This window comes from Pectobacterium carotovorum (assembly GCA_016415585.1).
Lineage (GTDB): Bacteria > Pseudomonadota > Gammaproteobacteria > Enterobacterales > Enterobacteriaceae > Pectobacterium > Pectobacterium carotovorum_K.
The window spans coordinates 2,520,941-2,533,129 of record CP066552.1; the positions used below are offsets into that span (position 1 = coordinate 2,520,941).

General features: G+C 49.1%; 14 protein-coding genes and 1 pseudogene. 8 read left to right on the top strand and 7 right to left on the bottom strand.

Features of this window, described 5'->3' with window-relative positions; genetic code table 11:
* Positions 1–85: 85 nt before the first annotated feature.
* Complete coding sequence (ompW, locus tag JFY74_11075; GenBank protein ID QQG26694.1) at positions 86–718, bottom strand: outer membrane protein OmpW; 633 nt, start codon at positions 716–718, stop codon at positions 86–88.
* Between the two features lie 349 nt (positions 719–1,067).
* Here ompW and JFY74_11080 point away from each other — a divergent pair, with 349 nt between their 5' ends.
* The 3 genes from JFY74_11080 (at position 1,068) to yciA (ending at position 3,031) form a co-directional block, all read left to right on the top strand.
* Positions 1,068–1,820 (top strand): UPF0259 family protein, encoded by a 753-nt coding sequence (locus JFY74_11080; GenBank protein ID QQG26695.1) that lies wholly within the window; start codon positions 1,068–1,070, stop codon positions 1,818–1,820.
* A gap of 199 nt (positions 1,821–2,019) precedes the next feature.
* Positions 2,020–2,589 carry a septation protein A gene (locus tag JFY74_11085; GenBank protein ID QQG26696.1) on the top strand — a complete coding sequence of 190 codons (570 nt, stop codon included), beginning with the start codon at positions 2,020–2,022 and terminating at the stop codon, positions 2,587–2,589.
* A 19-nt stretch (positions 2,590–2,608) separates the two neighbouring features.
* Complete coding sequence (gene yciA, locus JFY74_11090; GenBank protein QQG26697.1) at positions 2,609–3,031, top strand: acyl-CoA thioester hydrolase YciA; 423 nt, start codon at positions 2,609–2,611, stop codon at positions 3,029–3,031.
* Between the two features lie 156 nt (positions 3,032–3,187).
* Here yciA and tonB read toward each other — a convergent pair whose 3' ends face one another.
* Positions 3,188–3,946 (bottom strand): TonB system transport protein TonB, encoded by a 759-nt coding sequence (gene tonB / locus JFY74_11095; GenBank protein ID QQG26698.1) that lies wholly within the window; start codon positions 3,944–3,946, stop codon positions 3,188–3,190.
* A 263-nt stretch (positions 3,947–4,209) separates the two neighbouring features.
* On the opposite strand from tonB, the gene JFY74_11100 reads away from it, so the two are divergent.
* The 3 genes from JFY74_11100 (at position 4,210) to JFY74_11110 (ending at position 7,675) form a co-directional block, all read left to right on the top strand.
* Positions 4,210–4,506: a YciI family protein gene (locus JFY74_11100; protein QQG26699.1), complete on the top strand. Its 297-nt coding sequence runs from the start codon at positions 4,210–4,212 to the stop codon at positions 4,504–4,506.
* A gap of 131 nt (positions 4,507–4,637) precedes the next feature.
* Complete coding sequence (locus tag JFY74_11105; protein ID QQG26700.1) at positions 4,638–6,308, top strand: Tar ligand binding domain-containing protein; 1,671 nt, start codon at positions 4,638–4,640, stop codon at positions 6,306–6,308.
* A gap of 257 nt (positions 6,309–6,565) precedes the next feature.
* Positions 6,566–7,675 carry a 4Fe-4S binding protein gene (locus JFY74_11110; GenBank protein ID QQG26701.1) on the top strand — a complete coding sequence of 370 codons (1,110 nt, stop codon included), beginning with the start codon at positions 6,566–6,568 and terminating at the stop codon, positions 7,673–7,675.
* A gap of 168 nt (positions 7,676–7,843) precedes the next feature.
* On the opposite strand, the gene JFY74_11115 is transcribed toward JFY74_11110, so the two are convergent.
* The 3 genes and pseudogenes from JFY74_11115 to JFY74_11125 all read right to left on the bottom strand — a co-directional run bounded on the left by JFY74_11115 (position 7,844) and on the right by JFY74_11125 (position 8,889).
* Positions 7,844–7,993, bottom strand: a complete 150-nt coding sequence (locus tag JFY74_11115) for a type II toxin-antitoxin system RelE/ParE family toxin (protein QQG30521.1) — start codon at positions 7,991–7,993, stop codon at positions 7,844–7,846.
* Between the two features lie 67 nt (positions 7,994–8,060).
* A complete protein-coding gene (locus JFY74_11120) occupies positions 8,061–8,330 on the bottom strand; it encodes a type II toxin-antitoxin system ParD family antitoxin (GenBank protein QQG26702.1) in 270 nt (89 codons plus the stop codon).
* A 34-nt stretch (positions 8,331–8,364) separates the two neighbouring features.
* A pseudogene (locus JFY74_11125) lies at positions 8,365–8,889 on the bottom strand (tyrosine-type recombinase/integrase).
* A 232-nt stretch (positions 8,890–9,121) separates the two neighbouring features.
* Between JFY74_11125 and JFY74_11130 the strand changes: the two are divergent.
* Positions 9,122–9,346: a type I toxin-antitoxin system SymE family toxin gene (locus JFY74_11130; protein ID QQG26703.1), complete on the top strand. Its 225-nt coding sequence runs from the start codon at positions 9,122–9,124 to the stop codon at positions 9,344–9,346.
* Positions 9,347–9,392: 46 nt separating this feature from the next.
* Here JFY74_11130 and JFY74_11135 read toward each other — a convergent pair whose 3' ends face one another.
* Complete coding sequence (locus JFY74_11135; protein ID QQG26704.1) at positions 9,393–9,914, bottom strand: DUF2247 family protein; 522 nt, start codon at positions 9,912–9,914, stop codon at positions 9,393–9,395.
* Entirely contained in the window at positions 9,911–11,533 is a 1,623-nt protein-coding gene (locus JFY74_11140) for a VENN motif pre-toxin domain-containing protein (GenBank protein QQG26705.1), read from the bottom strand. Before JFY74_11140 ends, JFY74_11135 begins: the two co-directional genes overlap by 4 nt.
* On the opposite strand from JFY74_11140, the gene JFY74_11145 reads away from it, so the two are divergent.
* Complete coding sequence (locus tag JFY74_11145) at positions 11,496–11,735, top strand: type I toxin-antitoxin system SymE family toxin (protein QQG30522.1); 240 nt, start codon at positions 11,496–11,498, stop codon at positions 11,733–11,735. The two genes, JFY74_11140 and JFY74_11145, sit on opposite strands and share 38 nt — an antisense overlap.
* Positions 11,736–12,189 lie beyond the last annotated feature (454 nt).

Here is a 12,189-nt window from a genome sequence, read left to right on the forward strand (position 1 = left end):
TTGGTTTGTTATTTCCTGTCTATAAAAACGGCGAAGCTATTTACTTCGCCGTTTTTTTATTCGTTGAGAGAAATTAAGCTAGCAATCAGAAACGATAACCGACACCAAACATAAATGCCCACGGGTCAATCTTCGTATGGATACTTTGCTGATCGTTACCGGCTTTAAATTTCACATCCGTATCGATATCCATCCACCACACGGACATATTTACCAACCAATTTTTATCCAGGTTGTAATCCAAGCCCGCTTGTGCCGCAACACCCCAGGAGTTTTTCAGGCTCAAATCGCTCAACCCAGCCCCTTTACCCGTATCATTAAATTTCTCATCGAAGAACAGGGTGTAATTCAGGCCAACGCCTAAGTAAGGACGTAATTTATCTTGAGCATCACCAAAATAGTACTGCGCAACCAGTGACGGCGGCAGGTGTTTCACTTCCGCAATCGTTCCGGTACCAGGTGTTCCGACTTTATGTTTGAACGGCGTGGCGGCGAGTAATTCAACGCCGATATTATCCGTCACCATATAACTGAAGGTGAGGCCTAATTGAGTATTGTTATTAACCTGAAACTCCCCCAGCCCCAGCACATTGTCCGAGCTTTCGACAGGGCGCACCGTTGCCGAACCCGCACGAACAATGAAATCACCCGCTTGATGAGCCTGTGCCAATGCAGGCATGAGCGCCGCTGCCAACAATAAGAAAGATGTCTTTTTCATTACCCACTCCATTTATAGGGTTTAAATTTCGAGCGAAATATACCCCTAAGTGGGTATTCTTGTTTTAAGCCAGATCACATCTTTTAAAGATTTTACGCCCAAATTGAACTGAAGCATTTATCACTAACTGATTAAAATTCATGGAATTGATCCAGATCAAGAATGACGCCAATGCATAAAATACGCCACCGCAGGCAAGGAAAACCACTCTTGGTAACCAAGTCATGCTGACTTCTTAGTGAAGGGAAAAGCAGCATTGCATCGTTGACGGGGTGCCACAGCGCGAATTAACAGGTTACAATTGGGAGTTAAGTTCTCTCTGTCGATTTATCTTTTCCAAGGAGCCTGCATGCCTATCACGGCTAACACGTTGTACCGTGACACAATGAATTTCACCCGCAACCAGTTCATCAGCATCTTAATGATGTCACTGTTGACGGCATTCATTACTGTCATACTGAATCATGCACTATCGCCTTCTGGAGACGAGTTACGGATTCTGAGCAGTTCCAGCAGCGATCTGTCATCTTCTGTCGAAGCTGGCTTGATGGATATGATTCAGCAGATGACGCCGGAACAACAAACCGTGTTACTGAAAATGTCGGCAGCAGGCACCTTTGCTGCGTTAGTGGGCAATGCGCTGCTGACGGGCGGGGTTCTGATGCTGATCCAGCTGGTTTCTGACGGACAGCGCACCAGTGCACTGCGCGCGATTGGTGCCTCTGCCCCCTTTTTACTGCGTCTGCTTATCCTGATCTTGCTGTGCACCCTGCTCATCCAGCTTGGCATGATGCTTCTGGTCATTCCTGGCGTGCTGCTCGCTATTGCGCTGAGTTTGTCACCCGTGATTGTCGTTACGGAAAAAAGCGGGATTTTCAATGCGATTAAAGTGAGTACCAAACTGGCTTACGGCAACCTGCGTGCAACCGCACCTGCCATCGTGATGTGGCTACTGGCTAAAATCGCTATTTTGCTGATCGTGTCGAAGTTACCGATTTCCTCACCGACCGTGCTCGGCGTGGTTCTGAACGGCTTGGGCAACCTGATCTCCGCGATCCTGCTCATTTATCTGTTCCGCCTTTATATGCTGCTGCGCGCCTAATTACCGCCCTTTGCCTATGCCACCGCTCTGGTGGCATAAGTTCTGCCAAACCCCCGTTCGCTATCTACCCAATCGTAATTTTCTGCAAATTATTACAATATCTCGGGAATGGTGTTCCACAATAAAGGATAATGGTATGAGCTATCGGATAACTCTCGCGGGTTATGATTACGACACTGTTGAGTGATGGATTGACATAATGAAGCAACTTCTTGATTTTATACCGTTGGTCGTTTTTTTTGCGGCCTATAAACTTTATGACATCTATATCGCATCGGGTGCACTGATTGCGGCAACGGCGCTGTCACTCGTGGTCACCTGGGTGATGTATCGTAAAATAGAGAAAATGACGCTGGTCACCTTTGCCATGGTCGTCGTTTTCGGTTCGCTAACGCTGGTGTTCCATAACGACCTGTTTATCAAGTGGAAAGTCACCATCATCTACGGCTTGTTCGCCATTGCCCTGCTGGTTAGCCAGTTTGTAATGAAACAAACCCTGATTCAGAAAATGCTGGGTAAAGAGTTAACCTTGCCGCAACCCGTCTGGGGGAAACTGAATTTCGCCTGGGCCATGTTCTTTCTGGTGTGTGGACTGGTTAACATCTATATTGCTTTCTGGTTACCGCAAAACGTTTGGGTTAATTTCAAAGTCTTTGGTCTGACCGGTGTGACGCTGCTGTTTACGCTGATTTGTGGCGTTTATATCTATCGTCACTTGCCTAACGATCAGGAAAAGTCAGAAGAAGAAAAAAGCGAACAGCAGCAATAGCCAAAGCGAGATAGACACAATGAGCACACAAAACGTGTTACCACAGGGCGAACTGGTTCTCCGCACGCTGGCAATGCCAGCCGATACCAATGCGAACGGGGATATTTTTGGCGGCTGGCTGATGTCGCAAATGGACATCGGCGGCGCGATTTTGGCGAAAGAAATTGCCGAGGGACGTGTCGTTACCGTACGGGTTGATGGGATGTCATTCTTGAAACCTGTCGCCGTCGGCGATGTGGTTTGCTGCTATGCACGTTGTTTACGTACTGGCCGTAGCTCTATCAACGTCAATGTTGAAGTGTGGGTGAAGAAAGTCTCCTCTGAGCCGATTGGTCAGCGCTATCGGGCTACCGAAGCATTATTCACCTACGTCGCCGTAGATGAAGAAGGCCATCCGCGTGAACTGCCTGCTGGTAAAAGCAACTTCACGCCAAGCGAGTAACGTCTGGCATCAGACTCAGCATTCGCTGGCGCAAGTGCCTAAATTATTATCGGATGCATTGTTACCAGATATATCGTTACCAGATATAAAGACATAACGAAAACGGGGCGCTATCTACACAGATAGCGCCCCGTTTCTTTTTCATATCGGCGTGAATTATTCGACTGCCGCCCCGCCGTCAATTTTAAAGACGATGGTCACAACCAAATCTTTTCCCGGTTTACCCGCTTCATAACGCCATTTACGCATGGCCTGTTTGATATCACGCTCGAACATATTACGTGGCTCAGCAGAAAGCACGCGCACGTTGTCAACGCGCCCAGACTCATCCACATCAAACTGCATTTTCACCCGCCCTTCAACACGCAGGGAAAACGCACGAGCCGGATACTGAGGCTGTGCGCGACTCAACGGACGTGGCCCGCTTGACTGCGTGCTTGCTGCGGGTGCTGGAGCCTGCTTCACTGGCGCATTCGTCACATTGCGCGTTGGCTCTGTGCTGGTAAACGGCGAAGGCGGCTGTTTTTCAACGGTCGGTTCACGTTTAACCGGCTTCGGTTGCTCAACCTTCTTCACCGGCTTAGGCTCCGGTTTAGGTTTCGGCGGCTTGGGCTTTGGTTCAGGTAATGGCATAGGAACCGGCTGCGGCAATGGCTCCGGTTCTGGAATCGGTTCCGGCTCAGGTTCGGGTTGCTTAACCGGCTCTGGCTCAGGGGCAGATTTAGCAGCAGGTGCCGCTTCATAGGCCGCAGGGTTCACCATCACAACGCTGATGGGCTTAGATTCCTGCGGTAATTCGATTGAATTATTAAATGATGCGTACAGCAAACCTGCAATCAGTGAACCGTGAAAACCGACTGAAAGTATGAATGGCCATGAGTAACGGCGGGTCAAAAAGAACTTTTTTTGCGGCATAGTCTGTCTTTATCCTCTTATGCCGCCCAAGTTTAAATGCAAATAGCAATCATATTCAATAACAACCCGTGGAATTGTTAAAAAAACAGAAATCGTGGGGGGATTACTCTGACAAATCAACCTATTGTCCTCGCACTATTGTCTTCAAACAACATCACGTATGATGGTAGAAACACGTTTCTCTTGCCCGATAGCGTTTGACCGCTGGGTCTCAACCCCGGCCCCAAAACGAAAAAGGGTACCTTCCCACCTGTGAGGTCGCTATGCTCTACGTCATTTATGCTGAAGATAATGTTGATTCATTAGCAAAACGCCTGTCGGTCCGGCCGGACCATCTTGCCCGTTTACAGGCATTACGCGATCAGGGCCGACTGATTACTGCGGGCCCGTTACCTGCGATCGACAGCGACGATCCCGGTCAGGCTGGCTTTAGCGGCTCCGTGATTATCGCCGAATTCACATCGCTGGATGAGGCAACGGCATGGGCTAACGCCGATCCTTACCTCGCGGCGGGCGTCTATAAACACATCAGTGTGAAGCCATTTAAAAAAGTGTTTTAAGGGTTTCCTTGATATAGGTCATGATTGCACCAGAAAATTATGACCCCTTACCTCCCTGCCAAAAGCTGAAATATTTTAGTCATTTAACAGTGATAGTTTGACCGCTATTCATTTACAGAGGGTCAGCAATCATGTTAATGCCTGCGATTTTGCGAAACGGAGTTGCTACTATCCGCCGCCGTCATCGCCTCAGTATTCTCTCCGGATTGTTATTGATCATTGGGTTATTTTCTTTACTGCAATTGGTTTCCGTCGGCGTCATTTATCAAACGATGACTCAGGTTCGGCAGGATATTTCCGCTAACGAGAGCCTTCGCCAGCAACAAGCATTAATGGATAAAGCGCGAATGGAAGTGATGAATGCCAGCGACAAGCTCAACCGCGCGGGCATTTATCTGTTGGTAGACAAAGAAACCGGATCTGAAGGTAGCTGGCACAGCCTGATGGATGAGGCCGAAGTGTCTCTCAAACAGGCACAAGCGCATTACCAGCAACTGGAAACATCTACGACACCTGAAGCAGACACGACGGCTTTTGTGGATTTGAAAAAGAGCTACAGCCAGCTTTATTCTGGGCTCGTCGAGCTAGCCGAGGGAATAAAAACCACCAATCAGATCGATATTTTCTTTGCCGTTCCGGTACAGGCCTATCAAAGCGATTTTACCCAGAAGTATTCACACTATTTGCAAGACACCGATGCGTTGCAAAAACAGCATGGCCAACAATTTTTATCCTCTCTCGATAACGCAAAAACAATTTTCATTACGGTTCTGGGTCTCTTGTTGGTTATCGCCATCGCCGTGTGGATTGGCGTGAGTCGGATCATTATTCGTCCGCTGACGCACATCATCGCTCATTTAAAACTGATCGCCGCGGGTGACCTTTCGCATTCGGTCAGTACAAAGACGCGCGGTACACGCGAAGTTGAACAGCTTAATACCAGCGTCATTCAAATGCAGGAAGGTCTGGTGACCTTGGTCAATCAGGTTCGTCAGGGCGTTGACCACATGGTGACGCAGGTTGATCGGGTCGCGACAGATAACCATCGGCTTTCCGAACAGGCAAACCGCCAATCCCACGAGCTCAAAGTCACCACAGAACATATTATTCAGCTTAGCCAGCATCTGGAACAAAATACCCAGCATACTCAACAGGCTAATTTGCACGCGGAAGATACCAGCAAGATCGCCGCACAGGGTGAGACGATGATGAATGACGTCAAAGCAGCGATGTCAGATATTGCAAGTAGAACGCGTGAGATGACAGAAGCCATTGGGATGATAGAAAACGTGGCGTTCCAGACGCACATTTTGTCGTTGAACGCCGCCATTGAAGCGGCTCGAGCTGGGACGATGGGACGAGGCTTTGCCGTTGTCGCACGGGAAGTCGGTACGTTGGCTTCGCAAAGCAGCCATTCTGCACAAAATATTAATGTGCTGATTCGTGATTCAGACAATAGCGTAACCACCGGAACACGACTGGTTAACAAATTGAATGACAGCCTGCATAACATCATTCAGACGGCAAAGGGCACCGGCACGTTTCTGAGCGAAATCTCGGAAATATCGCACCAGCAGAACGAAAGCATTCATGAAGTCACCGCCCGCCTCAGCACGCTGAACGATACCGTCAGAGAAAATGCAGGGCAAGTTGAAGCCTCTGCGCACACCTTCTCCTCACTCTTGGAACAAACGGAACGCTTAAATACCTCCGTGTCACTGTTTATCCTACCCTCGAAAGAGGCTGATAATCTGATTCTTGACCAGAGAGAGATGACGCAGCGCATTCCAGTGATGGGATAAGGAATACCCGAAATCAGCAAAAACCAGCGGGTGCACTGAAAGTATGTTAATACTTTCAGTGCACCCGCTGGATATTCGCAAGGCTACTTACACCACAGTAATGAATGCTATGCTATTTTTCCTCTTCTGAAAATAAACATGTATTTATAATGCATAAATCAATTTTTAACCATTCTGAGCATGATACCGTTGCCCCACGATCCCTTCGGTGTATTGAAAGCGCCAAGTGAAAAAATGAATTGGGGCAATTAAGATCAATGAGTGAGAAAGCAAGAAAACGGTGGCAACGTCGCCCCGGAACCACTGGTGGTAAACTTCCCTGGAATGACAGGCGCAACACACTGACCTGGCGCAGATCGATGCAAATTCTGCTACTGGCGATCAACGTTTATATCGGCATCACTTTCTATTTTTGGGTGCGCTACTTTGAAACTGGCGGCACGAGCCTTTATGTATCGAGACCTGGCGGTATTGAGGGTTGGCTACCAATTGCTGGATTGATGAACATTAAATTCACATGGGAAACGGGCCATTTTCCTCCTATCCACCTTGCGTCAATGCTATTACTTGTCGCATTTATTTTTATCAGCCTGTTGCTGAAGAAATCATTCTGTTCCTGGCTGTGCCCTATCGGCACGATTTCCGAGTGGGTAGGTGCATTGGGAAAAAAAATATTTGGCCGTCACTTCATTCTTCCTAAGTGGCTGGATATTCCGCTGCGCAGCCTGAAATACTTATTATTAAGCTTTTTCCTCTATATCGCCTTATCAATGCCAGCACAGGACATTTATATGTTCCAGATGTCGCCCTATGGCCTGATCGCCGACGTCAAGATGCTGGGTTTCTTCCGTAATATTGGCACCATTACACTGGTCTGCGTTTTTATCTTCACGTTTGCCAGTCTGTTCGTCCACCATTTCTGGTGCCGTTATCTATGCCCTTACGGTGCACTATTGGGGATGTTTTCACTGCTGTCTCCCTTCAAGATTCGTCGCAACGCCACCAGTTGTATCGATTGCGGCAAGTGCGCTAAAGCCTGCCCATCTAACATCCCAGTGGATAAGCTCATTCAGGTGAGAACGGCGGAATGTACAGCCTGCATGACCTGCATCGAATCTTGCCCGGTGGCATCAACGCTTCATTTTTCGCTTACGCCACCCTCAGGTTTACAGACAAAAGGCAGCGAAACACCCAAACCGCTATGGAGACAAACTGCGCTGTCCGGTATTGCGATGACGGCGCTGGTGCTTGGCATCCTTTTCGGCATGATCGGCTTCGCGATGTACATCGGCGGCTGGGACAGTCCAATTCCCGAACACATGTATTTCCGGCTCATTCCCGACTACCGAAGTATTGGTCATCCATAAAGAAAAAAGGACCAGTTCGGCACGCTACCGCCCCGCAGGGACTTTACCGCCTGCAACCGCGCTACATCATAGCAGCGGCGACACTGTGGAAGCGGAAGAACGGGTGCTACGTTAAGTACAGAGAACGGCTTGGGTTAGCGTTTGCCCTGCGCGCTTACAGAAAACTGGCTAACTTTTGTGGTCGTTCAGCGATTCAGAGAACAGACTATCGATATCACGCGCACCGTGCAGGACACGCTCGATCCTCACTTCCACATCCGTCGTGCCGTATAGGATAAGATAACGTCCATAGGCACAACTTCGGATGGATTGCCCCAGCTCCGGACGCTCACGGTAAAGCGTAGTGCTCGTACCGGATTATCTTGCTCTGCCAGCGGTGATACGGTCAGTTTAATTCCGCGTTATCACCTTCTGCCATGTGTCGGTATTTCTGCGACAGACGCCCGAACACCGCTTCGGCATCCTTGCCCTTTCCGTTGTTTACACCCAACTCGACCGCCGTCCGTAGCGCATCAAGCTTTATCTGCTGCTCTCGCTCCTCCAGTGCCCGCAACCCTGCACGGATAACCTCGCTGACATTGTTGTAACGACCACTTTCGATTTGTTCACGGATAAATTGCTCGAAGTAAGGACTTAACGCGATACTGGTTGCCATCATTTCCTCCAACCACACAAGATAATATCTATTATTATCTATTAGTATTTTCTTCCTCTCCCGTTCCGTCACCCCCTTCTTTCTGATGTGCCTCCTCTTCTGCTATCAAGCCAGCCAGTAACCCGCTTTCTTCCTCTGCCTCCCGCTCTGCCGGGTTCGCACTCGCATGCACCGCTGACAGCGCACGGATTGAGACCTGCGTGTAAAGCTGCGTGGATTCGATACTCGCATGACCCAGCATCGCCTGTATCCGCGGATATCCGCCCCATTCTCCAGCATCTGCGTCGCCATCGCATGACGGAACAGGTGGCAGCTTCCCCACGGCGCGAGTCCCGATGCCCGGATGTAGTGGCCTACCGTGTGGGTGATACCGTTCGCCGTCAGACCTTCTACCCCGTCCAGCGCCACGAACAACGCCCTGATGTCCGGACTGACCAGCAGTTGCGGCCTCACCGCCTGCACGTAATGCCCGCTTGCCAATGGGAACGGTACGGTCTTTCCTCCCCTTGCCCTGTTTTCTTGAGGTGTCCACGCTGTAGACATCCAGCTTCGGCAGCTCCAAGCTGAACGCAACCCCGACGATGAGCTGCGCTTGCAGTTTGAGGCAGTGAGTCAGTTCTCATCTGAAGAGAAGGAAGTGGCCAGAGTGCTGCTGGAGTCATTGATCCTCAAGCACGATGCCAACCGTTTCACACGTAAGACACCGAGTTAACCGTAATTTTAGCTCGACCCGCCAGTGCGGGAACACTGTCAGGTCGCTCACCATAACCCACTAAGTGAGGTAGTTAATCATGGCTGAACGCGATTCTAAGTCAGAACCCCGCGCAACTGAAGTAAAAGAGCCACAACGGCATTACACTGTCGGTTACGCCCCCAACGGCGGTAAAAAACCGCCCAGCCCACAGCTTAAACTCAGCGGCAAGTGGCTGGAAGAACTCGGTTTTAATACCGGACGGTCCGTTATCGTCACTGTTGAGCGCGGGCGGCTGGTGATTGAGACTGAGCTAAGGTTCTGACCGATAAAAACAAAAATCCCGGCTTGTTTTAGAAGCCGGGATCTCTTTAATCATTTAGCAGTTCCTGATTTTCTTTTTTCAGCCATTCTTGATGATGCTTAATGACTAATTTATATTGTTCATCAGTATAATATTCTGTAGGTGATATGTTATTTCCAACACCTTGTATTATATTTGGCGTTTCTGCATCCTCTCCCCATAATCGCCAAAACTCATTCAGTTTTAGAAGACCATATACACAGTCACCAGGCAATTCCTGCATCGTTAGGCATAGCGCAAGGTATCTCCATTTCCTGCTGGATAACTTGAGATCTATATTTTCTTCATCACATATAAATCTTAAGTAATCCATCATCTCATCAGTAATCTCAGAACAAAAAGCCACTTCAGATATTGCCGTCAATAAAATATCTTTCACGCCATCGGTTTTTGCAAGTTCATTACATGCAAAACTGCTAATTTCTGAAGCAGATAGCTTGCCTGATACTATCCCGCAAGCACCAAGGAAAATCATCCCCCAATCGACCAGCTTCATCTGGTTGGCCATTAAAAATAGTTTATCTGTCATGGTTTTGACGGTACTCCATTAACTGTGCCACCGGAAACAAACATTCGGTGACTAACTCCACCTAATTTGGGATCTAGGATCCACTCAAATCGTCCTGGCACACCATTTAAGCTACCTTCTAACTGATAGAGAGTTGCACCGTTATTCAACGACGTTTTAACGGCTGAGTCCGCATAATTATCTACAATATCACTAAAACCATGTGACTTAGGAACAGAAGGAAATTCCTGAGTAGCCGTTGGTTTAATTTTATCTGGATAAATAGAGATCTCTTTTCCATCAATATCCGTAACAACTTTATTAGGCAGTTGGTCTACTTTATTTCCACTACCGCTACCTTTTTCGCCAACTCCCACTCTTGGGTTATCTAAAATATCATTTTTAATAATATTTCCGCTAACTGATTCGACTTTTCCTATATCAGCGGCAACACCCGGCACTTTCTTACCCGGCAACATAATTCCGGCAAGCATTCCACCCGTCGCTTCCAACGCAGCCTGATTTCCCTCTGATGCTTGCTTGATCGTATCGGCCACCGCTGACCAGGTTTCGCTCTTCATCAGGGCTTTCACTGAGTCTGCTACCGCCTGATTCTTCCCTGATAGATCATTCAACGCCGTACTACAATAACCGTCACCCGCTGCGCAAGAGGCCAGCGCCATTGCTGCATCAGCAACGTAATCCGCTGAACCTAACGTTGCATCTCCGCTATCTGCAATGGCATTAATAATACCATTCGCAACTGAAGAGGCTGTCCCTTCACCCAGCTTGTCACGTACCTGATTTTTCCACCATTCCGCACTCTCTTTTACTGACTGACGGGCTTTATCTCCACTCAGCGCATTATTCTCCACCGCATTACGCCCAGACTGCGCGCCGCTGGCGGCAGACGCCGTGCTGTTGCTTGCCAGCCCAGAGGCCAGCGTGGAAAGTGCGCTGACCGACTGTTTTTCTTCTTCCGTCAGGTCGTTCGTCGTCTTGCCAGGATATACTTTAGCCATGATCGCACGGGCGATCAGTTCACCGCTGGAGGCACCCATCGCCCCCGCAGCCGCATCCTGACCTGACAGCTGGGCGACCACAGCCCCCACCACCGCGTGCGCCATCGCATTGGCTGCGATATCCGACGCCGTGATTTTGCTTTCATCCTTCGGTATCGTGACATCTTTCACCAACTGTGCCAGATACGGTGATGCACCACTGGCAATCGCTTTCTGGATGTCCCCGCCCGCCAGTGCCTGAATCGCCGCCGTCGCTGCCTGTGCCGCTCGCTGGAAGTCACTGCCCGTGCCGTATTTCTGCATCTCGGCTTTGTAGGTCGGCGATTCTGTCAGCGTCTTTTTATAGTCCTCCCACATCGCGACCGAATCACCGTCCTCCGGACGTTTGACTTTGGAGTCACCCTTGGCTTCTGCGGCTTTCTGCGCTTTCAGCTCTCCTTCCGTGCGCACGATATCCATCACCTGCGCGCCGATTTCACCAATCAGCTGCGCCTGTTTCAGGCGTTTCTGCTCTTTCTCTTTGTTAAAGATCGGACTGAGCGCGTTGTTCGCGTGTTCAACGTCACGGCTCAGCGTAGTGATATCCTGCACCTGCTTCGCCGTATCCCGCAACAACAAGGTGCCATCGCAGTACTTTGGGTCTGGCTATGTCAGCCGCCGTCACGCCGACCGCAATGATATGACGCGCTATTACAGCCGCAGCCCCAGCCTGCACCTTACTGACCACTGGCTGGAAGCCGCGGGATTTGGGACCGATACGCGGGTCACTATCACTGTTGAACACAGCAGACTGGTCATTGAGACTGAACTAAGGTTTTGATCACCACGAATGATGATCCCGGTGGTTCCGAGATCTTTGAATGTATTTTATTTATTCGCTTTGAGCCGGGACATAAGCCAGATTCCTATCCCTAAGGGAACTCCCCCAGATAGGCCTTTTCTAGCAGAGTCAATAACTACGTTCTGCCACGAAAAGTAAAAAAAGCCATCCTTAAGAAAGAATACAGATGCGATACCTAATCTAATAAGAAGCATAGTTAAAGCAATGAGTACAGTGAATGACGTGATTAGAACCAAAAGAGTTTTAATCCCTACTTTATTTGCCATTTTGATTATTCCTGATTGCCTTTACTTGGTTCTCGGCCTCAGAAGTCGCTGCTTCTGAACTCAAAGCACCGACTACCGCTCCTACGGATTCCGCAGCTCTATCTGAAACAATAGGATTTAGCTTATTACCATAGGTTATTAGTTTACCGCCAGCAGCACCAATCGCC